Origin of the sequence: Shinella sp. BE166, assembly GCF_051201095.1 — a bacterium.
In the GTDB taxonomy this organism is placed as follows: Bacteria; Pseudomonadota; Alphaproteobacteria; order Rhizobiales; family Rhizobiaceae; genus Shinella; species Shinella lacus.
Genome location: NZ_JBPEHL010000007.1, coordinates 152,378 through 177,539 on the forward strand (window position 1 = coordinate 152,378; position 25,162 = coordinate 177,539).

Here is a 25,162-nt window from a genome sequence, read left to right on the forward strand (position 1 = left end):
GTTGGACATTAAGGGGGCTTTTGCCCCCTTTGTTTTGCACGCCCCCATGCGGCTGGACTTGAGCAACTTTTACTGGAGCGCTCAATCACTATGCTCGAATGAAAAATACTCCGGCTAGCAGCACCAAGGCGGCCGCCTGCAAAAACCACATTGGCCATTCTGACGACATGACAATTCCTCCTGTAACGGAAGGCGTGTAGAAGGGTTTGGTTCCGCAAAAGCGGCACTGGGCACGCAAAGGGGGTAGGGAAAATGTCGGTTCATGAAATCACAGCCAAGATAAACAATAGCAGCATTCTCGGCATGGGGTCGAAGCCCGATTCGAACAGTACGAACCGGCACAACACGCTTTCGGCGACGCACCGGCTGAAAAACTCCTTCGTACACACCAAAGCAACGGTGAACGCCACCAGCAACCGGCTTTCTTTTGTCGATGCCGCCAGCTCTATCGACTTCAATTCGAGCTTCACTTCCAGGACGACTGGACGACCTGCGGCACCCTGGACGTAAACCGCCGCCTTGTTGCGAGCGGCAACTTCAGCGGCTGCACCTACAAGGTCTTCGATTCCGGCTCCGGCGCCTTCACCTGCCTGCATATTGCACGGCCGTCGGGCAAAGGTGCAGATGCCCTTGTTGGGCTCGCCGACGATTATGCGGCTCAAAAGAAGTGGACGCTGGTGCGCGAGGTCAAGACCGTCGGCCATATCGGCGTCAATGGGTGCAAGGAAATCTTCCTGATTTCCTATCTCTCGCCGAACAAGGAGATCCACACGATCCGCGTGAACCTCAACAATATGGGCCTCGTCGTCGACAAGGAATTGTTTGTCGACAAGGTTTGATACGCGCGCCGAATCAACGGCGTCGGGCTGGCGAGCCGGGCATCCAGGCCGCCAGCCCGACGCCCTCCGGCCTGACGATATCTCGAAAAACTCCACAAAAGCCTGGTTTTTAGCCCTGCGGTCAGTCAGTTCGCGCCTTCATGCGCAATACTGCCCCGATAAGCAGAAGTATGACCAAATTTGTTCTTCCGTGCATGAATAAGGCTTCTTGCAGGAACGTTTCCCAGTCCTATGATACCAGCATTCGAGGGGCGGGAGTGCGTCCGACGCAGGCACAATGCGTGCGGACCGGGGGAAATACTCGCCTTCCAGCAGAAATCTAGAAATTTTGGTCGAAGGGGCAACACGCATGACCGGCACAGGCAAGACTACAAAAACGATCGTCGCGACGGGATCGCAGTTCATTGACGCGGTCCTCAGCGGAAACGCCTGGGGCGGCACGAACATCACTTATGCATTCCCGACATCCACCAACAACTATTCCTACACGAACGAGACGAGCAACAATTTCGGCTCCGTCTCGCTCATGCAGAAGAATGCGGCCCTCTTCGCCATGGAGAAGAGTTTCGGCGGCACTGCGAATGACGGCTTTTCCGTCGAAGGCTTTACCAACCTCAATTTCAGCGCCGGCTCGTCGAGCACCGCAACGCTGCGCTTCGCCCAGTCCGATGCTGCGAACCCGACGGCCTATGCCTATTATCCGGGCGGGTCGGCCGAGGCCGGCGACGTCTGGTTCAGCACGGCCTATGCCGGCACGATCAACGACTACCGCACGCCACAGGCCGGCAACTATGCCTGGCACACGATGATCCACGAGCTCGGCCACGCGCTGGGTCTCAAGCACGCGCATGAAACCGATACGTTCGGCGCCATCCAGCCCGAGTGGAACAGCCCCGAATATACCGTGATGACCTACAACGCCTTCGTCGGCGATTCGGGCGGGCCCTATCAATATGAAGAGTTCGGCGGACCACAGACCTTCATGATGGCCGATATCTACGCGCTCCAGCACATGTATGGCGCGGATTACACGACCAACAAGGGCACGACCGTTTACAAGTGGAAGCCCGGTAGCGGCGACACCTTCGTCAACGGCAAGGTCGCGATCGACGCCGGCGGCAACCGCATCTTCGCGACGATCTGGGATGGCGGCGGCAACGACACCTACGATCTTACGGCCTACAAGACGGGTGTCGAGATCGACCTTCGCGCCGGCGCCTATTCGATGTTCAGCAAGACCCAGCTTTCGTTCCTCGGCGGCGGGCCGAACGACGGCTATTCCCGCGGCAACATCTTCAATGCGCTGCTGTTCAACGGCGACAAGCGCTCTCTCATCGAGAATGCCAAGGGCGGCTCGGGCAATGACAGCATTCTTGGAAACGAGGCCAAGAACAAGCTGTACGGCAATGGCGGCAACGATACGCTGAACGGCGGAGGCAACACCGACAGGCTCGACGGCGGCGCCGGCAACGACAAGCTGACCGGCGGCTTCGGCGCGGATATCTTCGTGTTCAAAAAGGGTTATGGTCGCGACACCATCACCGACTTCAAGAACAATATCGACGATATCGACCTGCGCTCATACAATTTCTCCAAGATCAGCCAGGTGCTGAGCAAGGCGGACCAGGTCGGCAGCGATGTGCATATCGAGCTCGGCGGCAACGACGTGCTGATCCTGAAGAAGTTCAACATCGACAATCTCGACAAGTCGGACTTCATTCTCTGAAGCCTCTCCCGGCGTGCCCTGGCCCATTCGCGGTCGGGGCACGCCCTCACGCTTGCGCGCCGTCGACGCGAACTGTTGCAAATCCGCACGTTTGACGCCTCTTCGATGGGGATGACGGGAAAGTTCGCATGGTGGCGATTCCCCTTTTGCGCGCGCTGCGCTATGGCGAATCCAGGCTCCCATTCACAGCCACACCAAAGCTCCCAAGGAACTGGCACACATGAACTCCCGCATTGCAATTCTGGCAGGCGTCGCGCTTGCCCTCGCCGGATGCACCACCGCAATCGTCGCGTCCAACCCGCTGCAGGCCCGCTGGAACGGCAAGACCGCCGGCAGCTTCTTCGCGGCCTACGGCCCGCCGATCTCCGACGTGAGCGGCGCGGGCGGCACGACGCTCTACAAGTGGCGCGGCGGCTTCTCAAAGGGCAAGTCCTGCACGGTGGAGCTGACCGTGAACGACGCCTACCGGATCAACAACATCCGCGCCGTCGCCGACCGCGTCGACCCGAAGGGCGGCCCGACCCATTGCGAAAAGGTGCTGGACGCCGCGTCGTAAAAACACGGCGCGCGATCGACATTTTCGAAGGCCGCGCATCCCTGTGCGGCCTTTTCCTTTTTGGGAGGACGACATGGACGAGGACCGCCTCTACCACGACCCGGCGCTTGCCGATTTCTACGATCTGGAAAACGGCTGGGAGCGCGCGCCGGATTTCGATTTCTGCCTAAAACTTGCAGCAGGCGCCGCAAGCGTGCTCGACCTCGGCTGCGGCACCGGCGAACTCGCCGTGGCGCTTGCCGGCGACAGGACGGTCGTCGGCGCCGATCCGGCGCCGGCCATGCTCGCCATCGCGCGGGGCAAGGCGGGTGCTGATGGCGTCGAATTCATCGAGGGCGATGCCCGCACGCTGCGCCTCGACCGCCGTTTCGAGCTCGTGCTGCTGACCGGCCACGCCTTCCAGGTCTTCCTGACGCGAGAAGACCGCCGGGCAGCCCTCGCCACCATCGCCGCCCACCTCGCCCCCGGCGGCCGCTTCATCTTCGACAGCCGCAACCCCGCCTGCCGCGAATGGGAGGAATGGGGGCCGGAGGAATCGTTCCGCCTCCTCGACCACCCCCGCTTCGGCCCCGTCGCCGCCTGGAACGACGTCGCCCACGACCCCGCCACCGGCATCGTGACCTACGGCACCCATTACGAAATCCGCACCACCACCCAACGCCTCTCCGCCACCTCCCACATCGCGTTTCCGGAGAAGGCGGAACTGGAGGCACTGATCGTGGAAGCGGGCTTGCGGGTGGATCGGTGGCTGGGGGATTGGGAGGGCAATGCCTGGCAGCCCGGTGCCAAGGAGCTTATTCCGTTGGGTGGGCTCATCTAAAGCAGAAGCCCGCCAAACCTCTCCGGCGGGCTTCTTCGTTCAATCAATCCAGCAGGTCGGCCGGGACCTTGCCGCCGTTGTCGGCGAGGGCTTTCAGCAGGGCCTTGTGCAGCCAGATGTTCATGCTGGCGGAGTCGTTCTTGTCGCCGGTGAAGCCGAGTTCGTCGGCGAGTTCCTTGCGCTCCTGGAGGCTGGCATCCATGCCGAGGGCCTTCATCAAGTCCACGATGGAACGGCGCCAGTCGAGCTTCTGGCCATTCTTGGCAACGGCTGCATCGAGGATCGCCGCGACGTCGACCGGCTGGCTCGGCGTGGCCGCAACCGGCTGGCTTTCGGTGGTCGCCACGACCGCCTCGTTGCTGATCGTCGGCGTCGCGGAAACATCCGCCGTCGCCGGCTTTACGGCGTCGGCCGTGATCGTTTCTACCGGCTTTTCTTCCTCTGCCTTGCCGAAGAGCTTTTCCTTGATGGAACTGAAGATACCCATGTGTGACTGACTCCCTGTTGATCTCTACCGGCTCTGACTCGGCGAGACGGAAAATAGAGGCGTTCCTCTTCATTTCAATGAAGGCCATGGCACAGATAAGCGCAAGCAAAACCTGGCTTTCGCCGGCGTTTAAAAACCGCTTGTATTTGTTATGGAAAAGGGCCGTGGCTGGGGCGCCAGGATTCGAACCTGGGAATGCCGGTACCAAAAACCGGTGCCTTACCGCTTGGCGACGCCCCAACATGGCGGGAGCCTGATAGCAAAGGCGGGAGGCGTGGACAATGCTTAACTTCCGCTTGGACTGATTATTCTCCGTGCGCGGCTCTCGAATTGCGCGGGCTTCAGCCTTGGCAGGCGGGCGTGGCGGGGATAGGGTCCGGGCATTCGACCGTCCTTCCGGCGGCGGCTTGCCCATTTGACCGGGCGCACCAGCCGCGCCGATTCTCACGAGGAGCCGCCATGTCCCAGTTTCGCGCCCGCCCGCCGGCGATGCCGACCGTTCTTCTCGATGATGCGGTGGTGCGGGTCACGCGCTGGGATTTCGAGCCGGGCGCCGATACCGGCCATCATGTGCACGGGCTCGGGTATGTCATCGTGCCGATGACGGATTGCGATTTTCTCATCGAGGAGGAGACCGGCGAGCGGCGGGTGCACAGCAAGGCGGGCGCGGTCTACCGGCGCGAGGCGGGGGTGGCGCACAATGTCGTCAATGGCGGCGACAAGCCGATGAGCTTTATCGAAATCGAATACAAGTGACAGCCGTGTCCAATTCCACACAAGACGACAGCCAGGAAGCCCCGCATTTCGACCTGGAGTTCAAGCCGGCGCATGGCGAGGCGGTGCCGGTGGCGCGGCGCGTGCAGCGCATCACCGTCAACAATCCCGGTCCCTTCACCTTCCACGGCACGAACAGCTACATCGTCGGCGACCGTTCGGTGGCGGTGATCGACCCCGGCCCGGAGGACGAGGCGCATTTCCAGGCGCTGATGAAGGCGCTTGCCGGACGCGAGGTGACGCATATCGCCGTCAGCCACACCCACCGCGACCACTCGCCGCTGACCCGCCGTCTCAAGGCGGAGACGGGCGCGATCGTCGTGGCGGAGGGGCCGCACCGGGCGTCGCGACCGCTGCATGCCGGCGAGGTCAACCCCTTCTCCGAAAGCTCGGACATGGATTTCGTGCCGGATATCGCGCTCGGCGACGGCGAGACCTTGGAGGGCGACGGCTGGGCGCTGACGGCGCTGCACACGCCCGGCCACACGGCCAACCACGCGGCCTTCGCGCTCGACGGGCCGGAGGGCATCGTCTTTTCCGCCGACCACGTCATGGCTTGGGCGACGACCATCGTGGCACCGCCGGATGGCGCCATGGCGGACTACATGGCCTCGCTCGACCGGCTGCTTCAGCGCGACGACCGCCTGTACTTCCCCGGCCATGGCGGGCCGGTCACCGAGCCGGCCTCGTTCCTGCGCGGGCTTCGGACCCATCGACGCATGCGCGAGCGGGCGGTGCGCGAGCGGGTGCGCGCCGGCGACCGGCTGATTGCCGACATGGTGAAGGTGATCTACCGCGAGACGGACCCGCGCCTGCATGGCGCCGCCGCCCTTTCGGTGCTGGCGCATCTGGAGGATCTTGTGGGGCGCGGCGAGGTGGTGACCGAAGGGCCGCCCGCGCTAAAGGGGCTCTACTTCCCCGCGCCCGGCCTCTGATCAATCCCCCGCGATGCCGAGCAGTTCGGCGTCGAGCGCCTTCAGGTAACCCTCCACCAGCTCGGCGCCGATGCCGAGATCGTGCGGGCCGTAGCGCGAGGCGGCGCGCATGTCGACCAGCGTCGTCTCCGCCTCTTCGCGCAGCCGGATGACCACATCGAAGCGGAAGCCGAAGAGCGGCGAGCGCCATTCGCCCTGCAACAGCACGTCGCCGGGGCCGCCGATGCGCGGGATCACCGGCGTTTCCAGCGGGCGGGCTTCGGGGATCGGCACGTCGCCGAGCGGCTCCTCGCTCGCAGAGGCTTTGTTGGGGTCGACGACGAGGTCTTCGAGGTCGGCGAGGATATTGTCGAGCCCGTTCTCGGCGGTGATGGTGATGCCGTAGGCAGTCGCCACCTTGCGCACGCCCTGATAGACGCGGTCGAGTGCGCCGTCGTAGCGCCGGCCGGAAAGGCCGGGATAGGCTTCGAGCTGCACCGCACGGTCGCGGGCCGTCACGATACCGACGCGCGGCAGCCAGTCCTGCTCGGCAGAGGGTTCGGAAAGCCAGGGCGGGGCGGCGGCGGTATCCGTCGTCACATCGTAGAGCGCCGGCTTGTAGAAATAGGCGTAGGCGCTGGCGCCGGCCACGCCGAGCGGCAGGAGCGAGAAGAGCAGCGCCGTCAGGGCCGCCTTGCCGCCGCGCGCGCCCACATGCCAGAGGCGCGCCAGGCCCACGGCCGCCAGCAGCACGGCGAGCCCCGCCATCACCGCGGCAAAACCCGCCAGCACCAGGAAATGCGGCGTGGTCAGCGGGCCGAAGCGGTGCGACAGCACGGCGGCGATGAACAGCAGGCAGGAAAACAGCGCCATGCGCCGCGCCCAGTGCGCCGCATGCGAAACGGGCCGTTCGTACTGGATCGTGATTGCCATGGCCTCACCGGATGCGCCTGCCGTTCCCTCTCCCTAGCGCAGTGTCGCGGATTTTTCCATCGGCTTGGTGCGGCATCTTGACCGGGGGTTTTGCGGCGCGGCCGCGGAAAATCCTTGCGTGCCGCAAATTCGCCACGCTCGTTAACGACTTTTCACACACGGGGGTTGAGAAGGAGCAAGATGATGTTGCCGATGCAGACGGCTGCCGACACGGCGATTGCCACCACCGCTGGCGAACCCGCCCTCCCCCTGGAGCTTCTGGAACTCGAACTTTCGCTCGACGGTTTTTCCGGCGACGAGGCGGGTTTTGCGGGCGCGGTGCGCGCCGCCGCCGATCAGGTGGGCGGGGATTTCCTGTTCGACCTTCCCGCTTCCGGGCTTGCGGAAGATTGCCGGCGCATCGCCGCACTGCGCGTGCCGCAGGGTGACGACGGCGCGCTTGCCGTGGTTTTCGCGCTGCTCGATGCGGAAGGTGCGGCCATCCGGGTGGAGAACCCCGACGAGAAGACCAAGGACCTGAAGCGTTTTGCGGATGCCTTCGTCGACGTGCTGGAGCGCATCTGAGGTCTTGCGAGCGCGCGCCGACGGGCCTTTTTTGCTTCTGCGCAATTCCGGACGCAAAACCGCTTCGCACTTTTGCTGGAATTGCTCTATCCATGGCGCGTTACAGATCGCCGGAGCCCGCATGTCCAAGATGCTCATTCGCCTCGCCGCCCTCGCCGCCACCGCACTCGTCCTCGCCGGCTGCCAGACGGCAGCCGAAGTGCGCGCGAACGACGAAAACAGGTGCCGCTCCTACGGGTTCCGCATGGGCACGGACGCCTTCGCCGAATGCCTCCAGCGCATCGACTTAGACCGTCGCGCGGATTTTCGCGCCGCGCGCATGGAATCGCCGCTGTGGGATCGGCCGACCTACATCTACGTGCGTGGACGGCGCCACTGATCCTCAGCTCTTGCTGCCATTGAACGCCGCCTGCGCCGCCGCGAGCCTTGCGATCGGCACGCGGAAGGGCGAGCAGGAGACGTAGTCGAGGCCCGCTTCCTCGCAGAAGTGGATCGAGGCCGGATCGCCGCCATGTTCGCCGCAGATGCCGAGCTTCAGGTCGTTGCGGGTGCGCCGGCCACGCTCGGCGGCGATGCGGATCAGTTCCCCCACGCCATCGAAATCGAGCTGCACGAACGGGTCCTGCTCGACGATGCCCTTCTGGATATAGGTCGACAGGAAGGCCGACGCGTCATCGCGCGAGATGCCGAAGGTCGTCTGCGTCAGGTCGTTGGTGCCGAAGGAGAAGAACTCGGCCGATTCGGCGATGACATGGGCACGCAACGCAGCCCGCGGCAGCTCGATCATCGTGCCGACGAGATAGTCGATGGTCATGCCGGTCTCGGTGATCACCGCCTTGGCGACCTCCTCGATGCGGGCCTTGACGTAATCGAGCTCCGCCTTGAGGCCTACGAGCGGCACCATGATTTCCGGTACGACGGCGGCCCCCGTGGTGCGCGCGGCTTCCGCCGCCGCCTCGAAGATGGCGCGGGCCTGCATTTCGGCGATCTCGGGATAGGAAATCGCCAGCCGGCAGCCGCGATGGCCGAGCATCGGGTTGAACTCATGCAGCGTATCGACGCGGCGGCGCAGCACGGCCTCGTCGATGGCGAGTGCGGCCGCCACCTCGGCGATCTCCTCGTCGCTCTTCGGCAGGAATTCGTGCAGCGGCGGGTCGAGCAGGCGGATCGTCACCGGCAGGCCGTGCATGATCTCGAACAGTTCCACGAAGTCCGAGCGCTGCATGGGCAGGAGCTTTGCGAGCGATGCGCGGCGGCCGGCCTCGTCCTCCGCCAGGATCATCTCGCGCATCACATTGATGCGGCTGCCCTCGAAGAACATGTGCTCGGTGCGGCAAAGGCCGATGCCCTCGGCGCCGAAGGAACGCGCCGCGCGGGCATCCGCCGGCGTCTCGGCATTGGTGCGCACCTTCATGCGGCGCGTGCGGTCGGCCCATTCCATGATCTGGCCGAAATCGCCGGAGAGTTCCGGCTGGAGCATGGGGATCTCGCCCTTCAGCACCTGGCCGGAGGAGCCGTCGATGGTGATGATGTCGCCCTTGGTGAGCGTCAGGCCCTGGGCGATCAGCAGTTCGTTGCGCAGATCGACGCGCAGCGTGCCCGCGCCGGAGACGCAGGGCGTGCCCATGCCGCGCGCGACGACGGCCGCATGGCTCGTCATGCCGCCGCGGGTGGTCAGGATGCCTTCGGCCGCGTGCATGCCGTGGATGTCTTCCGGGCTCGTCTCGATGCGCACGAGGATGACCTTGCGGCCCTCCTCCTCCGCCTGAACGGCATCCTCGGAAGTGAAGACGATGGCGCCGGTCGCGGCACCCGGCGAGGCCGGAAGCCCCGAGCCGATGACATCGCGGCGCGCGCGCGGATCGATCGTCGGGTGCAGGAGCTGGTCGAGCGAGGCGGGATCGATCCGCGCGACGGCCTCGCCCTCGCTGATCAGCCCTTCCGTCGCCATGTCGACGGCGATCTTCAGCGCCGCCTTGGCGGTGCGCTTGCCGGACCGGGTCTGGAGCATCCAGAGCGTGCCGCGCTCGATGGTGAATTCGAGGTCCTGCATGTCGCGGTAGTGCCGCTCCAGCCGGTCGCAGATGGCGCGGAACTCGGCAAAGGCCTCCGGCATCAGCTTTTCCAGCGATGGCCGGTCGGAGCCGGACGCGATGCGCGCCTCTTCCGTGATGTTCTGCGGCGTGCGGATGCCGGCGACGACATCCTCGCCCTGCGCGTTGACAAGGAACTCGCCATAGAGCTTGTTTTCGCCCGTCGAGGGATTGCGCGTGAAGGCGACGCCGGTGGCCGACGAATTGCCGAGATTGCCGAAGACCATGGCCTGGACGTTGACGGCGGTGCCCCAGATGGCGGGGATGTTGTGCAGGTGGCGGTAGGTGACCGCGCGGGCATTCATCCAGCTCGCAAAGACCGCGCCGATGGCGCCCCAGAGCTGGACTTCCGGGTCCTGCGGAAATTCCTCGCCTAGTTCTTCGCGAATGATGTCCTTGTAGCGGCCGATGACGTGCTGCCACTCGACCGCGGAAAGCTCGGTATCCTGCTCGTGGCCGAGGCGGCCCTTCTCGTCTTCCAGGATTTCCTCGAAGACCTCGTGGTCGAGGCCCATGACGACATCGCCATACATCTGGATGAAGCGGCGGTAGCTGTCCCAGGCGAAGCGCGCGTCGCCGGCATCGTGGCCGAGCGCCTGCACCGTGCTGTCGTTGAGGCCGAGATTGAGCACCGTATCCATCATGCCGGGCATGGAGGCGCGCGCGCCGGAGCGCACGGAGAGAAGCAGCGGCTTTGCCGTATCGCCGAAGGCGCGGCCGGTGATGGCCTCCATCTGGCGAAGCCCGGCGCGGACCTGATCCTTCAGCTCCGGCGGCAGCATGCGGCCGCTGTCGTAATAGTGGTTGCAGGCGGAGGTAACGATGGTGAGCCCGGGCGGCACCGGCAGGCCGAGATTGCACATTTCGGCAAGGTTCGCGCCCTTGCCGCCGAGCAGATTGCGATCGCTCGCGCTGCCTTCGGCGCGGCCTCCCCCAAAGGTATAGACCCACTTCTCCATCGACGCCTCCCCAAATGCGTTTTGACAATCTACATGAACAGCATGTCCTTGAAAACGCGGCGTGATGAGTTTTTTGCTGCATTGCATCAAAATTGCGACCGCGATGCAAAATTATAAGGATCAAATATAAAAGCCGTGCCCCTGGCGGGAACACGGCTTGCGATCGGTGCGATCCGAAGGCTCAGTTTCCTTCGATGGAAAGCCCCTGGTCGTCGAGCTTTATCTCCACGCCGTCCGGCTTCTTCTCTTCCTGATAGGCATAGTAGGAAAAGCCGGCCACCACGACGATGAGGGCGCCGATGATCATGTAAAGTGCGTTTCTATTCACGTTTGGTCCCCGATTTCACAGATCGCCCGCGAATGTTCGCAGGCTCTCATAAACGCACGGGGGCAGCGTTTGTTCCTGAATGCAGTCAGGAGGCTTCGCGCAGCTGCTCGGCCGTCTGCAAGTCGACGGAGACCAGTTGCGAGACGCCCTGTTCGGCCATGGTGACGCCGAAGAGGCGGTTCATGCGGGCCATGGTGATGGGGTTGTGGGTGATGATGATGAAGCGGGTCTCGGTGGAGGCCGCCATCTCGTCCATCAGGTTGCAGTAGCGTTCCACATTGTGGTCGTCGAGCGGCGCGTCCACCTCGTCCAGCACGCAGATCGGCGCCGGGTTTGTCAGGAAGACGGCGAAGATCAGCGCCATCGCCGTCAGCGCCTGCTCGCCGCCGGAGAGCAGCGTCATGGTCTGCGGCTTCTTGCCGGGCGGGCGGGCGAGGATTTCGAGGCCGGCGTCGAGCGGGTCGTCGCTCTCGATCAGTTGCAGCTCGGCCGTGCCGCCACCGAAGAGGTGGGTGAAGAGGCGCTGGAACTGCACGTTGACCACGTCGAAGGCGGCAAGCAGGCGCTCGCGGCCTTCGCGGTTGAGGCTCTGGATGGCGGAGCGCAGCTTGCGGATCGCCTCGATGATATCCTCGCGCTCGGCGACGAGAGCGTCGAGCTTGTCCGTCAGTTCCTTCTGCTCTTCCTCGGCGCGCAGGTTGACCGCGCCGAGCCGTTCGCGCTCGATCCGCAGGCGGTCGAGCTCCCGCTCGCGCTCGCGCGGGTCCGGCAGCGGCGAGCCGGACGGATGGCCGGTGAGCTTGAAGGCTTCATGCGGCGCGCAGGACAGCGCCTCGCGGATGCGCGCCTCGCCCTCGACACGGCGCTCGCGGGCCGAGACGAGGCGTTCTTCCGCGCGGCCGCGGGTTTCGCGCGATTCGGCGAGCTGCGAGAGCGCGGTGACGGCGACGCGGTCGGCCTCGCGCTGGCGGTTTTCCGCCTCCTGGAGGGCATCGGCGGCCTCGCGGCGGGCGGCTTCGGCATTGGTGAGGCCGGTCAGGAGTTCGCGGCGCTTTTCCTCGATTTCATCCGGCGCCTCGGCGAGGCTCTCCATCTCGTCGCGCGCCTCCGCCTCGCGGTCGCGCAGCGTCGCGATGTGGTTTTCCGCATTGGCGGCGCGGCTTTTCCACGTCTCGCGCTCGGCGGAGATCGCCATCAGGCGGCGGCGGCGGTCGGCCATTTCGCGGGCGAGGCCGTCATGGGCGGCGCGGGCTTCGGCGAGTGCGGCGCGGTCGGTCGCGACGTCCATCGTGTGGGTGCGCAGGCGCAATTCCAGATCGCCGAGGTCGGGCGCGTCTTCCAGCGCGCCGCGGGTGTCTTCCAGGAATTCCGCGGCCTCTTCCGCCTGCGCCTCGATCTGCGCCCTCGTTTCGGAGAGCACGGCGCGGCGGCGGATGAGATCACCGGCGGCGCGCTCGGCGGCCTCCAGCGCGTCACGCGCCTCGGCGAGCATGCGGCCGGCATTGCGCTGCGCCTCTCGCGCCGCCTGCTGGCGCTGCGTTTCCGCGCGGATGGTTTCACCGGCGCGGGTGAGATCGGATTGCGCATCGGCAAGGGATGCGCGGGCGTCTTCCAGTTCGGCTTCGAGTTCGGCGAGGCGGTTCTTTTGTTCGAGACGCAGGGCGGCGGCACTTGGCGCATCGGCGCCGGTCACATGGCCGTCCCAGCGGAAGACCGCACCCTCGCGGGTGACGAGCCGCTGGCCGGTGCGCAGGTGCGGAAGGAGGGACAGCGCCTCGTCGACGCTTGCGACGACGCCGATCTGGGCAAGCCGCCGGTGCAGCACTTTTGGCGCACGGACGTGTGCGGTCAGCGCGGTGACGCCGCTCGGCAGATGCGGATCGTCCGAGGTATTGCCCGACAGCCGCCAATGGGCGGGCGCCGAAACGTCCGTCGGCGATTCGAGATCGTCGCCGAGGGCTGCACCGAGCGCGGTCTCATAGCCGCGGTCGACATGCACATCCTCGACAACGGGCGCGAAGGAGCCGTCGCCGGCTCCGGCCTCCAGCATGCGGCGGATGGTGCGGGCTTCCGTCTCGATACCGGCAAGGCGGGCGCGCGCCACGTCGACGGGCGCGCGGAGCGCGGCTTCGGCAAAACGCGCCTCTTCCAGCGCCTCTTCCACGGCGGCGAGCATTTCGCCGGCCGCCTCCAGCGCCTCCTCGGCGGCCTGAACGTCGGCGCGGCGCTCTTCCGGATCGGGAAGCGCCGCAATGCGGGCGTCCATCTCCTCAAGCTCGCGGGCCTGCGCTTCGAGCTGCTGGCCGAGCCGCAGATGGCGCTCGGACAGGTCGCGGATCGCCTTCTCGAGCTGGTTGCGCATGGCGGACGCTTCCGCGCGTTCCGCCGTGACGGCTGCAAGTGCCGCTTCGCTTTCCGTAAGTTTCGCGGCCGCCTCGTCCATGGTTTCGCGGGCGGCCTCGGCGCGCTCGTCGGCCTCGGCGAGGATCTCGCCGATCTCCTCCTCCTCCGCGACCAGCCGCTCCAGCACGGCGGCATTGTCGGCCACCATGCGCTCCTCGCGCACGATATCCTCCGCGAGCTGCGCGAGGCGGCGGGTAAGTTCGTCGCGGCGGCGGAGCAGCCGGGCAGAGTCCTCTTCGAGCTGCGCGCGGGCGATCTGCAGGCGTTGCAGCACGGCGGCGAGTTTCGCTTCGTTCTCGCGCAGTTCCGGCAGCTTCAGGCTGGCGACCGCCTGTTCCTTGGCCGCCTGCATCTGCGCATTGGCGCGTTCGGCGACGAGCGAGGTCGCCTGGTTGAGCTGGCTTTCCGCCTCGCCTTCCGCTTCCTTCGCCTGCACCCAGCGAATGTGCAGCAGCATCGCCTCGTGGCGGCGGATATCGGCGGAGAGCGCCTTGAAACGGTTCGCCTGGCGCGACTGGCGCTTGAGACTCTCGATCTGGCTTTCGAGCTGCGAGGTCACGTCATCGAGCCGTTCGAGATTGGTTTCGGCGGCGCGCAGGCGCAGTTCCGCCTCGTGGCGGCGCGAATGCAGGCCGGAAATGCCGGCCGCCTCTTCGAGAAGCTGGCGGCGCGCCTGCGGTTTGGCCTGGATCAGCTCGCCGATGCGGCCCTGGCCGACCATCGAGGGCGAGCGGGCGCCGGTGGAGGCGTCGGCGAAGAGCAGCTGCACATCCTTGGCGCGCGCTTCCTTGCCGTTGATGCGGTAGATCGAACCGTTTTCGCGCTCGATGCGGCGGGTGACCTGGATCTCGTCCTGGTCGTTGAAGGCGGCAGGCGCGGTGCGGTCGGCATTGTCGAGATAGAGGCCGACTTCGGCGGTGTTGCGTGCGGGGCGATGTCCGGAGCCGGAGAAGATGACGTCGTCCATGCCGGACGCGCGCATGTTCTTGTAGGAATTCTCCCCCATCACCCAGCGCAGCGCCTCGACAAGGTTCGACTTGCCGCAACCATTCGGCCCGACGACGCCGGTAAGGCCGCGTTCGATGATGAATTCGGTGGGTTCGACGAAGGACTTGAAGCCGAGCAGGCGGAGTTTTGTGAACCTCATGCGGCGCACGCGAAGTGGCCGTGGCCACCCCCCTCTGCCCTGCCGGGCATCTCCCCCTCAAGGGGGGAGATCGGCAAGAGGAAACCACCCTGCCCAAACTGGGCTGCCTGCGATGGGCAAAGCGTCACCCCATCCAATCTCCCCCCTTGAGGGGGAGATGGCCGGCAGGCCAGAGGGGGGTAAGCGACACCCGCTACCATCCAATAAAAAGCGGGCGAGCGGCTTCCGCCGTCGCCCGCTTGAAATCCGGCCGAAGGATCAGAGCATGCTGTCGATGAGGGCCGACATGGAGTCAACCGACATGTCTCCGGAATAACGCTTGCCATTGATGAGGAAGGTCGGTGTCGCCGCGACGCCGAATTCCTTGGCACCGCGCTCGCGTACCGAGTTCACATCATCCAGAAGCTTCTGGTTCGTCAAGCAGGCCTGGAAGCTCTCCTGTGTAAAACCGGCGAGTTTCGACATCTGGAGCAGCGCTTCGCGGCCATCCTGCGCCGCAGCCCAGGTTTCCTGCTGTTTCATCAGCATGGAGATCATCGGGAAATACTGCGAGGCGTCCGTCAGTTCGGCGGGCGTCGCCGGCTTGCAGCGCGCCAGCATGAAGGCTGCGGCAGCGCGCGGATCGAACGGGAATTCGCGCACGATGAAACGAACCTTGCCGCTGTCGACATACTTCACCTTGATCGCGTCGAAGGTGTTGTTGTGGAAGGCCGCGCAGTGCGGGCAGGTCGTCGACATGTATTCGACGATGGTGACGGGGGCATTGGCCTCGCCGAGCGCCATTTCCGGCAGCGCGCCGGCCTTCAGCACTTCCGCCATGTCCACGTCGCCTTCGGCGGATGGAACTTCCGCCTTCTTGGTCTCGGTGGCAGGGGTCTGCGCAGTCTCGGTGGTGGTCGTTGTCGTGGTGGTCGGGGTCGTCGCGGTTTCCGTCGTCGTGCCGGTGGACGTGGCCGGTGTCGAGCTTGCGCTTTCCTCGGTCGTCGTCTGGCTGGTTTCGGGAGCCTTTGCGGTCTCCTTCTTCTCGTCGCTGCACGCGACGAGCGTCACGGCGAGCGCTGCAACGGCGACGCCGGAGAAGAGGCGCTTTATCAGGCTCATTTCGGAAAGGGACATGGTCTCTCCTGTCGGAAGGGATATGGAATTCTTTGGTCCATCGACGCAATGGCGGTCGGAAACCGGAATTGCTCTCGGCACTCCCGTTATACCTGCTTTGGGGCGGGAACAAGCGGAGTTAAGGCAAGTAACTTCAAAGAATTGTGACCGTTCGATGGTCTTACGCGACGCTTTCGAGCGCAGTTCGATCTGACTGGATCAGATCGGCGCTCTATCCTTTTTTTGAAGCGCAATCTTATCGATCCTCGTTTCACTCCGGTCGGATTGCGCTTTAGCGCGTCTTCGCGCGGCCGCCGAGCACCGCCGTGCCGAGCCGCTTCAGCGCCGCCTTCAACGCGTCACCCTCAATGCCGTCGACGAGGTCGTCGAGATGGCGGGCCGCCTCCCCCGTCAAGGGGCGCGGCTTCGGGCGACCACGCGACAGCGGCGTCACCGGTTTCTGCACGATGCGCACCTGGCTGATCGCCGGAAAGCCGAAGAAGCCGTTGATGCGCTGAATGATCTCGCCCTGCTGGTGGCTGAGGAAGAGCGCGCGCGCGCCTTCGCAGGCAATCGTCAAAACGCCCGGCTGGTGGCCGCCGCCCTCGCCCGTCATCTCGGAGGCGCGGCGCGGCCAGGTGATGCGCTCCGGCCGCGTGCAATCGGCAAATTGCGCGCCGGCGATCTCGTCCCAGGAGCCGAGCAGCATCGTGTTGAGGCCGGCGCGCTTGGCGAGCACGGGATCGATGAGCGCATTCGCCACTTCGCTGATCTGGACGATGCCGCGCCGCTGGCCGCTCTTGTAGCCGCTCTGCGGGCCGCGCCAGGGCGCCTTGCTGGTGTTCACGTGTCTCACCCCGATCGGGAAAATATTCCTGTCTTGCCGGCGAAGCACCTTGAAGATCGCCGGCTGCTCCGCCAGTTATAGGCGCTCCGACCCCGTTCAGGCAAATCATGACCCAGGCCCACCGGACCGCGGCGCCCGCCGACCTCATTCTCGACTGGTACGACCGGCACCACCGCGACCTGCCCTGGCGCGTGAGCCCGCCGATGGCCGCGCGCGGCGTGACGCCGGACCCGTACAGGATCTGGCTTTCCGAGGTCATGCTGCAGCAGACGACGGTGCAGGCGGTGAAATCCTATTTCGCGCTCTTCACCACCCGCTGGCCGACGGTGACCGATCTCGCCAAGGCCGACAACGAGGACGTCATGAAGTCCTGGGCAGGGCTCGGTTATTATGCGCGCGCCCGCAATCTCAAGAAATGCGCCGAGGCAGTCGCCTTCGACCATGGCGGCGTGTTTCCCGATAGCGAGGACGGGCTGAAGACGCTGCCGGGCATCGGCGACTATACCGCCGCCGCCATCGCCGCCATCGCCTTCAACCGCAAAAGCGCCGTGCTCGACGGCAATGTCGAACGCGTCATCTCGCGCCTGCATGCCATCGAGACGCCGCTTCCCGCGGCTAAACCCGAGATGCGGTCGCTGGTGGCGGCGATGACGCCCGAACATCGGCCGGGGGACTTCGCCCAGGCGATGATGGACCTCGGCGCGACAATCTGCACGCCGCGCCGGCCGGCCTGCGCGCTCTGTCCCGTCAATGCGCATTGTAGCGTGCTCGGCCGCGAGGACCCGGAGCTTTTTCCGCGCAAGGCCGCCAAGAAGGAGAAGCCGGTGCGCGTCGGCGCGGCGTTCATCGCCGAGGACCAGACCGGCGCGGTCTTCCTGCGCAAGCGCATCGACAGCGGCCTGCTCGGCGGCATGACGGAGGTGCCGGGCAGTGCCTGGACCGCCCGCATCGACGGCGAGACCGGCCCTGCCGCGGCCCCCTTCCCGGCCGACTGGCAGGCCTGCGGCACCGTCACCCATGTCTTCACGCATTTCGAGTTGCGCCTCTCCATCTACCGTTCCATGGTATCCGGCGCGGTACGGGCCGGCGAAGGGTGGTGGCAGCCGAAGGAGACGCTTGACGGCGAGGCGCTGCCGACCGTCATGAAGAAGGCAATAAAACAAGCGATACCGGACGCTTTCGAGCGAGTAGCGAATAGGGAGTAGCGAAGAGGAACAAGTGCTCGCGAACGTCCTTCTGGCAACTACTCCCCATTCGCTACTCGCCTATACACACGAGGAAAACATGAGCAGCATCGAAATCCGACACATCGTTTTCGACATCGGCCGGGTGCTGATCCATTACGATCCCCATATTCCCTTCACCCGCCTCATTCCCGACGATGCCGAACGCAACTGGTTCTTCGCCAATGTCTGCACGCATGACTGGAACCTGGAGCAGGACCGCGGGCGCGACTGGGCGGAGGCCGAAGCCCTGCTGATCGCCGAACATCCCGGCCGCATCGACGAGATCCGCGCCTTCCGCAAATATTGGCACGAGATGGTTTCGCATGCCTATGTGGAGAGTGTCGCGATCATGGAGGCCCTCATCGCTGAAGGCCGCGACGTGACCATGCTCACCAATTTCGCCGCCGATACCTTCAAGGAAGCGCGCAAGCTCTTCCCCTTCCTCGATATGCCGCGCGGCGTGACCGTTTCCGGCGAGATCGGCCTCATCAAGCCGGACCTCGCGATCTACGAGAAGCACACGAAGGATTTCGACCTGTCGCCCGCCCACACGCTGTTCATCGACGACAGCGGGCCGAACGTGGTGGGTGCCCGCGCCGCCGGCTGGCACGCCGTGCAGTTCACCGATCCGGAAAAGCTGAAGAGCGACCTTGCCGCGCACGGCATCCTGCTCTGAGCAATGCCTGATCCCTTGGAAACCGAAACGCCCGGAGCCTTGCGGCTCCGGGCGTTTTCGCATTTCCGGGACTGAAGGTACTAAAACCGGAAAAGCGATATCCTGCCTGCCTGACCGGTTGATCGATCTCAGCTTTCCACAACGATTTCCGTTGCTTGGCCTGATGTATTTGCCAAACTACCCTAAGCGCCTGATGGTTAAGATCAACTGAATGCCTCAAGTGGAAAGTTTGGGTTTTTGCGGCGCGCGGCGCCTTCAAAAGCCACAGCCCCCGGTGCAGGGAACACCGGAGGCCGCAGCTGGAGAACCACTTTTTTGGTTCGGGTATTGTCTATTCGAGGCCGGCCATGCCGCTGCGCACCACGGCGCGCAGCGCATCGATCGGCTTCAGTTCGGCGCCGTCGGCATAGTGCCAGAAGGTCCAGCCGTTGCAGGCGTCGAGCCCCTGCACCTTGGCACCCACCCGGTGGATGGAGCCGGCATCGCTGCCCGAGGCGAGCGTGCCGTCGGCGCGTACGATGGCGCTGTGGCGGCGGCGGGCATCCGTCAGCACCGTGCCCGGCGCGATCAGGCCGCTTTCGATCAGCGTGTTGAAGGCGACGCGCGGTTCGGCCTTCTTGCCGCTCATCACGGAAAGCGTGCCGGAACCGAGCGGTTCGACCGCGTCGATGCGTTCGCGGGCGGCGTCGATATAGGCCTGTTCGCGCTCGATGCCGACGAAATGGCGACCAAGGCGCTTTGCCACCGCGCCCGTCGTGCCGGAGCCGAAGAACGGGTCGAGGATGACGTCGCCGGGCTTGGAGGAGGCCATCAGGATGCGGGCGAGCAGCGCTTCCGGCTTCTGGGTCGGATGCACCTTCTTGCCGTCGGCATCCTTCAGGCGTTCGCCGCCGTTGCAGATCGGGAACAGCCAGTCGGAGCGCATCTGCACGTCGTCATTGGCGGCCTTCATGGCATCGTAGTTGAAGGTATAGCCCTTGGCCTTGGAATCGCGCGTCGCCCAGATCATCGTCTCATGCGCGTTCTGGAAGCGACGGCCCTTGAAGTTCGGCATCGGATTGGTCTTGCGCCAGACGATGTCGTTGAGGATCCAGAAATTGAGGTCCTGCAAGGTCGCGCCGACGCGAAAGATGTTGTGGTAGGAGCCGATGACCCAGATTGTGCCGGCGGGCTTCAGCACGCGGCGGCAGGCCAGCAGCCAGGCGCGGGTGAAGGCATCGTAGGCTTCGAAGGAGGCAAACTGGTCCCACTCGTCATCGACCGCGTCGACCAGCGACTGGTCCGGCCGATGCAGCGTGCCGCCGAGCTGGAGGTTATACGGCGGATCGGCGAAGATGACGTCGACCGACTGGTCCGGAAGCGCCTCGAGCGCTGCGACGCAGTCCCCCTTGATGATCGTGTCGAGCCACGCACTCCTGCGGGGCGAACGGGAGACGTCTGCAAGCGAAAGAACAGATGGCATTTTATACTCGCTGATACGCTTACTCGGAACTGAACTGTCCCTTATGGTTACCGAAGATGGTTACCAAAGGCTGAAAGGACTGAAGAAAAAGCGAAACTCGTTTCGCGGTGGGATTGCCGGCAGAATTCAAGCCACACCGAATAGACCTCCCTTCCCGCACGTCACTAACGCAACATCGCCGAGCCCTGCCGGCGTGGGCGGGCGGGTTTTACTTAAGGGTCGAGGAGGACAAACGTGCGATTGAGAGCCGTCTTCATGCTTCTGGCGGGGCTTCTTGCCGCCACCGAGACGATTGCCGCCGACAAGACGATGATCGTGCTCGATGCCTCCGGCTCGATGTGGGGGCAGATCGGCGGGCGCGCCAAGATCGATATTGCCCGGGAGACGCTCGGCACCGTTCTGAAATCCGTGCCTGTCGGCACCGAGCTCGGCCTGATGGTCTATGGCCACCGCGAGAAGGGTTCGTGCAGCGATATCGAACTCGCCGTGCCGCCGGGTGCGGGCACCGAGGACGCGATCAATGCCTTCGTCGCCGGGCTCAATCCGAAGGGCAAGACGCCGATTTCGCATTCCGTCGAGCAGGCGGCCGATATCCTCAAATATACCGAGGACAAGGCTACGGTCGTGCTGGTGACGGACGGGCTGGAGACCTGCGAGGCGGACCCCTGCGCGCTCGCCTCGGCGCTCGAAAGCAAGGGCGTCGATTTCACCACCCATGTCGTCGGCTTCGGCCTGACGGAAGAGGAAGGCAAGCAGGTCGCGTGCCTCGCGGAAAACACCGGCGGCAAATATTTCCAGGCTTCCGATGCCACCCAGCTCGTCGCGGCGCTGACGGAGACGGTGGCGGATGCGCCCATGTCGAAGCCGACGCAGGACGTGGCGGTCGCCGAGCCGGAGCCCGAACCGGTGCCGGCGATCGAGTTCAACACCGAGCTCGACAGCGTGCTTTCCGAAGGCGGGCCGTCGCTCGGCGACAACAACGACGTCTTCTGGACGATCTACAAGGCGGACGCGAATGGCGCGCCGGAAGGCGACTACATCGAGAGCCAGTACAAGGGCAAATATTCCGGCAACTACCCGCCGGGCAAATATGTGGCGGTCGCGACGCTGCAAAGCTCGATCAAGCGGCAGGTGGCCTTCGAGGTGAAGGATGGCGAGGTCGCAAAACCCTTCATCAATTTCGATGCGGGCCTGTTGACGATCAAGCCGAAGCGCACGCCGCAGGACGCGGAAGCCGATTCCAACGCCGCCATCGAAATCGCCTTCGGCGACTATTCCACCACCTATTACGGCACCGCGAAGTTCTACGCTTCGGCCGGCGACGTGACGCTCAACGGCTCCATCGGCCCGGCCAAAGTGACGGAGACCGTGGCGATCAAGGCCGGCGAGACGATCGAGCGCGACCTCGTCATCGGCTCGGGCATAGTGCTCAACAAGGCGATCTATGCGGAAGGCGGGCCGGAGGTGGATTCGGGCAACATATTCTTCGAAGTGGTCGAGGCGAAGAAAGCCATCGACGGTACGCGCAAGGCCATCGCCAACAGCTACGGCACCGGCACCAAGATCGACGTTCCCCCCGGAGACCATGTGCTGACGGCAAAACTCGGCTCGGCGACGGGCGAAATCCCCTTTACCCTGAAGGCGGGCGAGATGAGCGAGGTCATCGTCAACATCAATGCCGGCGTATTGGCCGTCACCGCCCCCGGTGCCTACAGCATCGAAATCGTCAGCGCCAAGAAGGACATCCAGGGCAACCAGAAGTCCATCTCCACCAATTACGGCGCCGAGGTGCAGGACACGCTGCCGCCCGGCGATTACGTCGTGCGGGTGAAATACGAGGGCGACCTGGCGCCGAAGGAAGCCAAGACGACGATCAAGGCCGGCGAGCGGTCGGAAGTGACGGTGGAGTAGGCTAAAACAGACGCCCCACTCTCATCCGTCATCCTCGGGTCAAGCCCGAGGATGACGGATGAAAAGGTTGAGAGTCCCATAAACGAACTGGAATGGCCTACCGTGAGTGGGCCGCCCTCACGTCACGCCGCATGAAACGCCCGGCTGTCCTCCGGCGCCTCATCCCGGTCGTTGAGGCCATAGTCCCGCACCACGCTCGCAATGCGCAGCCGGTAGGCGTCGAGCACGCCGTCGCGGCCCATGGCCTGGGCGGCGCGGTGTTCCTCGGTGTTGCGCCAGGCCTTCACCGCCGCCTCGTCGCGCCAGAAGGAGAGTGACAGCAGCCGCGTCGGGTCGGTGAGGCTGCGGAAGCGCTCGATGGAGAGGAAGCCGTCGAGCAGCGGGCGCAGGTCCCGTGCGGTATCGAGGTAGAGATCGATGCGGCCGGGGGCGGGAACCACCTCGAAGATGACGGCGATCATGGCGTCACCTTCGGTGCGTGCGGCAGCGAGACGTTTTTCAGGAAGATGCGGTCCTCCTTCAGGATGAAGCGCTCGTTGCGGGAGAAGTCGTAATTTTCCCGGCCGAGCGGATCGGCGGCGAGCCTCGCGCGGTAGGCCTCATAGGCGGCGAGATTTTCGATGTTGTAGACGCCGTAGGCGGTGGTGGCGGAGCCTTCGTGCGGGCCGAAATAGCCGATCAGGTCTGCGCCGCAGCGCGGGATCGCCTGGCCCCAGTTTCGGGCATAGGTGGCGAAGGCGTCTTTCTTGAAGGGATCGATCTCGTAGCGGATGAAGCAGGTGATCATCGTGATTTCTCCTTGTTTGGCGCAATCCCGGACGCAAAACCGCGTACGCACATTTTGCTGGTATCGCTTCTGTTTGCGATGACCCCTTTTCCCACATTGCCGGACGTGAATGCTTCGGCTATCATCGAAGTATGAAAGAAGGACCGGACATTTCCCAGATCGGCGCGCTGATCGGCGACCCCGCCCGCGCCAACATGCTGACCGCGCTGATGGGCGGGCAGGCATTGACGGCGACCGAGCTTGCGGGCGTCGCCGGCATCACCCTGCAGACCGCCAGCTCACACCTTTCCAAGCTGGAGGCGGGCGGGCTGATCGCGCAGCGCAAGCAGGGCCGGCACCGCTATTTCGCGCTTGCCGACGACGCGGTGGGCCTGCTGCTCGAAAACATCATGGGTTTTGCCGCAAACCGCGGCCATATGCGCACCCGGCCCGGCCCGAAGGACCCGGCGCTGCGCAAGGCCCGCGTCTGCTACAACCATCTCGCCGGCGATTTCGGCGTGCGCATGCTTGACCGGCTGGTGGGTGACGGCGACGTGACGCTCGACGGCGACGATGCCGCGCTGACGCCATCGGGCGAGACCCGCATCGCCGCCATCGGCATCGACCTTGCCGCGTTGAAAGCCCAGCGCCGCCCGGTCTGCCGCACCTGCCTCGACTGGAGCGAGCGGCGCTCGCACCTGGCGGGTTCGCTCGGCGAGGCGCTGCTCGCCCGCTTCATAGCCGATGGCTGGGCCAAGCGCGAGAAGGACAGCCGCGCCATCCGCTTCACCGCCGAGGGCGAGCGGCGATTCATGGCGCTGTTTCCGTGAGGCCGGCGCGCGCATAGCTCGTGCGCTTAATCGGCAATTGTCCGAGAGGCCCCTTTCGTGTAGGGAAGCCGCGACTTCATGGGCGCTTGCGTGCCCCTCCTGACCCCCACTTGAAAGACGGCATGTCATGGACGGTTTCGACCTCATCATCTTCGACTGCGACGGCGTTCTGGTCGATTCGGAAATCATCGCGGCGGAAGTGGAATCGCGGCTCCTCACCGAGGCGGGCTATCCGATCGGCGTCGAGGAAATGGGCGAGCGTTTTGCCGGCATGACCTGGCACAACATCCTGCTCACCATCGAGCGCGAGGCATCCATCCCGCTCTCCGCCTCGCTGCTCGACAAGTCGGAAAAGCTGCTCGACGAACGGCTTGCCGCGGAGGTGCAGGTCATCGACGGCGTCAAGCTGATGCTGTCGCGCATCCGCAAGCCCTATTGCATCTGCTCGAATTCATCCCTGCACCGCCTCGACATGATGCTGTCGAAGGTCGGCCTCAAGGAGGTCTTTGCGCCGCATATCTACTCGGCCAAGGATCTCGGTCCCGATCGTGTCAAGCCGAAGCCGGACATCTTCCTGCACGGCGCAAAGCAGTTCGACGCCGATCCGGCCAACACGCTGGTGATCGAAGACTCCGTGCACGGCATTGCCGGTGCGCGCGCCGCCGGCATGCGCGTCGTCGGCTTCACCGGCGCCTCGCACACCTACCCCTCCCATGCCGACCGCCTGACGGAAGCCGGCGCCGAGACCGTGATCTCGCGCATGAGCGAACTGCCGGGCGTGATCGCGGCGCTTGCGGAGTGGCAGGAAGCTATTTGAGCGAATAGCGAATAGCGAATAGCGAATAGCGAATAGCGAATAGCGAATAGCGAATAGCGAATAGCGAATAGCGAATAGCGAATAGGATTGTCCCTCTATTCGCTATTCGCAACTCCCTATTCGCTCATTTCGTGTTGTACGGGCCTTCATCGAAGCCGACATAGACCTTCGTGAAGCCGCCCGAACCGCCGGGGATCGCGACTTCGCCCTTGGTGAAGATGAACTGGCCGGCCTCGGTGTTCACCGGATACTGGATGAGCTCGGAATAGAGCGTCGTGCTGCCGTCGCTTGCGGCGACGCGGATCGGCACGTTGACGGTTCCGCCGGAGCTTGCCGGACCGGTGACCACGCGGCCCTGCACCATCACGGTCATCACGAGCTGGCTTTCGTTCAGCACGCAGCGGCGCGTCGTGTCGGCCAGCGTCACCTGGTAGAGCAGGTTCTGCGGATCGTCCTTCGCGCCCTTGGCGTAGCGGCGCAGCACCGCGGTGCCGTCACGCAGGTAGACCTGCGGGCACGAGCCCTGCACGATGGCGGTCTGCGTCTGCTGCTGGGCGGCGGTCTGCGCGCCGGACGGGTCGCTGTTGACGCCCATGTCGGCGGGCTTGTCGGTCTGGTTGCAACCGGCAACGACGGCGAAAAGGGAGATGCCGAGAAAGCGGCGAATGGTCATTCCAAACACGTTACTGTAACCCCTGCAATCAGGCCCCGCCCCCGGCGTCCAAGCCTTTCGGAACTCTTCTGGCGGGCCTTTTCACGGCCCTAGGCGATGGTCTATAGCAGCGGCGTGGCGAAAAATCGATTGTCGAATGAATCCGCCCGCAGAATTTCGAAAAGCCCGCGCCCGCGGGCAGGAAACAACGGCATTGCCACGATCTGCCGCAAAGAGACCTGCGGTATTCGTGGCCTTTCGTTAGGGTCAAAAAAGCGCTGGTGTGGAGCGAGTGTAGGTTTTTGCGATCGACATCGCTCGACATAACCAACAATTC

At 64.6% G+C, this 25,162-nt stretch carries 25 protein-coding genes and 1 tRNA gene; 13 read left to right on the forward strand and 13 right to left on the reverse strand.

What is annotated here, in order from left to right:
* Positions 1 to 260: 260 nt before the first annotated feature.
* Complete coding sequence (locus J2Y63_RS18890) at positions 261 to 704, reverse strand: hypothetical protein (protein ID WP_435267364.1); 444 nt, start codon at positions 702 to 704, stop codon at positions 261 to 263.
* On the opposite strand from J2Y63_RS18890, the gene J2Y63_RS18895 reads away from it, so the two are divergent.
* From J2Y63_RS18895 to J2Y63_RS18910, 4 genes are all read left to right on the forward strand, one after another.
* Complete coding sequence (locus J2Y63_RS18895; protein ID WP_435267365.1) at positions 678 to 839, forward strand: hypothetical protein; 162 nt, start codon at positions 678 to 680, stop codon at positions 837 to 839. The genes J2Y63_RS18890 and J2Y63_RS18895 overlap by 27 nt on opposite strands.
* A 349-nt stretch (positions 840 to 1,188) precedes the next feature.
* On the forward strand, positions 1,189 to 2,565 hold the full coding sequence (locus J2Y63_RS18900) for a M10 family metallopeptidase (RefSeq protein WP_435267366.1): 1,377 nt from the start codon (positions 1,189 to 1,191) through the stop codon (positions 2,563 to 2,565).
* Between the two features lie 220 nt (positions 2,566 to 2,785).
* Positions 2,786 to 3,121, forward strand: coding sequence for a hypothetical protein (locus J2Y63_RS18905; RefSeq protein WP_256118660.1), 336 nt, complete (start codon positions 2,786 to 2,788; stop codon positions 3,119 to 3,121).
* A 73-nt stretch (positions 3,122 to 3,194) separates the two neighbouring features.
* Positions 3,195 to 3,941 carry a class I SAM-dependent methyltransferase gene (locus tag J2Y63_RS18910; RefSeq protein WP_435267367.1) on the forward strand — a complete coding sequence of 249 codons (747 nt, stop codon included), beginning with the start codon at positions 3,195 to 3,197 and terminating at the stop codon, positions 3,939 to 3,941.
* Positions 3,942 to 3,984: 43 nt separating this feature from the next.
* On the opposite strand, the gene J2Y63_RS18915 is transcribed toward J2Y63_RS18910, so the two are convergent.
* Both J2Y63_RS18915 and J2Y63_RS18920 read right to left on the reverse strand, forming a co-directional pair.
* Entirely contained in the window at positions 3,985 to 4,428 is a 444-nt protein-coding gene (locus tag J2Y63_RS18915) for a DUF3597 domain-containing protein (protein WP_256118658.1), read from the reverse strand.
* 165 nt (positions 4,429 to 4,593) lie between these two features.
* Positions 4,594 to 4,668, reverse strand: a tRNA-Gln gene (locus J2Y63_RS18920).
* Between the two features lie 219 nt (positions 4,669 to 4,887).
* On the opposite strand from J2Y63_RS18920, the gene J2Y63_RS18925 reads away from it, so the two are divergent.
* On the forward strand, positions 4,888 to 5,184 hold the full coding sequence (locus J2Y63_RS18925; RefSeq protein ID WP_435267368.1) for a cupin: 297 nt from the start codon (positions 4,888 to 4,890) through the stop codon (positions 5,182 to 5,184).
* 5 nt (positions 5,185 to 5,189) lie between these two features.
* Positions 5,190 to 6,137, forward strand: a complete 948-nt coding sequence (locus J2Y63_RS18930; protein WP_435267369.1) for an MBL fold metallo-hydrolase — start codon at positions 5,190 to 5,192, stop codon at positions 6,135 to 6,137.
* Here J2Y63_RS18930 and J2Y63_RS18935 read toward each other — a convergent pair whose 3' ends face one another.
* The gene (locus tag J2Y63_RS18935) at positions 6,138 to 7,043 is read right to left on the reverse strand and encodes a DUF1499 domain-containing protein (protein ID WP_435267495.1); all 906 of its coding nucleotides are present in this window, start codon (positions 7,041 to 7,043) and stop codon (positions 6,138 to 6,140) included.
* A 186-nt stretch (positions 7,044 to 7,229) separates the two neighbouring features.
* Here J2Y63_RS18935 and J2Y63_RS18940 point away from each other — a divergent pair, with 186 nt between their 5' ends.
* Positions 7,230 to 7,613 carry a hypothetical protein gene (locus J2Y63_RS18940; RefSeq protein WP_435267370.1) on the forward strand — a complete coding sequence of 128 codons (384 nt, stop codon included), beginning with the start codon at positions 7,230 to 7,232 and terminating at the stop codon, positions 7,611 to 7,613.
* Positions 7,614 to 7,734: 121 nt separating this feature from the next.
* Positions 7,735 to 7,992, forward strand: a complete 258-nt coding sequence (locus J2Y63_RS18945) for a hypothetical protein (RefSeq protein WP_435267371.1) — start codon at positions 7,735 to 7,737, stop codon at positions 7,990 to 7,992.
* A 3-nt stretch (positions 7,993 to 7,995) separates the two neighbouring features.
* Here the strand turns inward: J2Y63_RS18945 and ppdK are convergent, their stop codons facing one another.
* The 5 genes from ppdK to J2Y63_RS18970 form a co-directional block, all read right to left on the reverse strand.
* Positions 7,996 to 10,665 (reverse strand): pyruvate, phosphate dikinase, encoded by a 2,670-nt coding sequence (ppdK, locus tag J2Y63_RS18950; protein ID WP_435267372.1) that lies wholly within the window; start codon positions 10,663 to 10,665, stop codon positions 7,996 to 7,998.
* A 181-nt stretch (positions 10,666 to 10,846) separates the two neighbouring features.
* On the reverse strand, positions 10,847 to 10,993 hold the full coding sequence (locus J2Y63_RS18955) for a hypothetical protein (RefSeq protein WP_256118651.1): 147 nt from the start codon (positions 10,991 to 10,993) through the stop codon (positions 10,847 to 10,849).
* A gap of 85 nt (positions 10,994 to 11,078) precedes the next feature.
* Positions 11,079 to 14,543, reverse strand: a complete 3,465-nt coding sequence (smc, locus tag J2Y63_RS18960; protein WP_435267373.1) for a chromosome segregation protein SMC — start codon at positions 14,541 to 14,543, stop codon at positions 11,079 to 11,081.
* Between the two features lie 258 nt (positions 14,544 to 14,801).
* Complete coding sequence (locus tag J2Y63_RS18965) at positions 14,802 to 15,659, reverse strand: DsbA family protein (protein WP_435267374.1); 858 nt, start codon at positions 15,657 to 15,659, stop codon at positions 14,802 to 14,804.
* Between the two features lie 271 nt (positions 15,660 to 15,930).
* The gene (locus J2Y63_RS18970; RefSeq protein WP_256118646.1) at positions 15,931 to 16,485 is read right to left on the reverse strand and encodes a DUF721 domain-containing protein; all 555 of its coding nucleotides are present in this window, start codon (positions 16,483 to 16,485) and stop codon (positions 15,931 to 15,933) included.
* Positions 16,486 to 16,592: 107 nt separating this feature from the next.
* Between J2Y63_RS18970 and mutY the strand changes: the two genes are divergently transcribed.
* Together mutY and J2Y63_RS18980 are read left to right on the forward strand one after the other, a co-directional pair.
* The gene (gene mutY, locus J2Y63_RS18975) at positions 16,593 to 17,690 is read left to right on the forward strand and encodes an A/G-specific adenine glycosylase (RefSeq protein ID WP_435267375.1); all 1,098 of its coding nucleotides are present in this window, start codon (positions 16,593 to 16,595) and stop codon (positions 17,688 to 17,690) included.
* Positions 17,691 to 17,769: 79 nt separating this feature from the next.
* Positions 17,770 to 18,387, forward strand: coding sequence for an HAD family hydrolase (locus J2Y63_RS18980; protein WP_435267376.1), 618 nt, complete (start codon positions 17,770 to 17,772; stop codon positions 18,385 to 18,387).
* Between the two features lie 331 nt (positions 18,388 to 18,718).
* Here J2Y63_RS18980 and J2Y63_RS18985 read toward each other — a convergent pair whose 3' ends face one another.
* Positions 18,719 to 19,849 (reverse strand): site-specific DNA-methyltransferase, encoded by a 1,131-nt coding sequence (locus J2Y63_RS18985; protein ID WP_435267377.1) that lies wholly within the window; start codon positions 19,847 to 19,849, stop codon positions 18,719 to 18,721.
* Between the two features lie 234 nt (positions 19,850 to 20,083).
* On the opposite strand from J2Y63_RS18985, the gene J2Y63_RS18990 reads away from it, so the two are divergent.
* Entirely contained in the window at positions 20,084 to 21,760 is a 1,677-nt protein-coding gene (locus J2Y63_RS18990; protein WP_435267378.1) for a vWA domain-containing protein, read from the forward strand.
* Positions 21,761 to 21,882: 122 nt separating this feature from the next.
* Here J2Y63_RS18990 and J2Y63_RS18995 read toward each other — a convergent pair whose 3' ends face one another.
* Together J2Y63_RS18995 and J2Y63_RS19000 are read right to left on the reverse strand one after the other, a co-directional pair.
* Positions 21,883 to 22,221, reverse strand: a complete 339-nt coding sequence (locus tag J2Y63_RS18995) for an antibiotic biosynthesis monooxygenase family protein (protein ID WP_435267379.1) — start codon at positions 22,219 to 22,221, stop codon at positions 21,883 to 21,885.
* Positions 22,218 to 22,547 carry an NIPSNAP family protein gene (locus tag J2Y63_RS19000; RefSeq protein ID WP_435267380.1) on the reverse strand — a complete coding sequence of 110 codons (330 nt, stop codon included), beginning with the start codon at positions 22,545 to 22,547 and terminating at the stop codon, positions 22,218 to 22,220. Before J2Y63_RS19000 ends, J2Y63_RS18995 begins: the two co-directional genes overlap by 4 nt.
* A gap of 131 nt (positions 22,548 to 22,678) precedes the next feature.
* On the opposite strand from J2Y63_RS19000, the gene J2Y63_RS19005 reads away from it, so the two are divergent.
* Positions 22,679 to 23,356 carry an ArsR/SmtB family transcription factor gene (locus tag J2Y63_RS19005; RefSeq protein ID WP_435267381.1) on the forward strand — a complete coding sequence of 226 codons (678 nt, stop codon included), beginning with the start codon at positions 22,679 to 22,681 and terminating at the stop codon, positions 23,354 to 23,356.
* Between the two features lie 127 nt (positions 23,357 to 23,483).
* Positions 23,484 to 24,173 carry an HAD family hydrolase gene (locus J2Y63_RS19010; protein ID WP_256118636.1) on the forward strand — a complete coding sequence of 230 codons (690 nt, stop codon included), beginning with the start codon at positions 23,484 to 23,486 and terminating at the stop codon, positions 24,171 to 24,173.
* A gap of 124 nt (positions 24,174 to 24,297) precedes the next feature.
* Here J2Y63_RS19010 and J2Y63_RS19015 read toward each other — a convergent pair whose 3' ends face one another.
* A complete protein-coding gene (locus tag J2Y63_RS19015; protein ID WP_435267382.1) occupies positions 24,298 to 24,855 on the reverse strand; it encodes a hypothetical protein in 558 nt (185 codons plus the stop codon).
* Between the last annotated feature and the right edge of the window lie 307 nt (positions 24,856 to 25,162).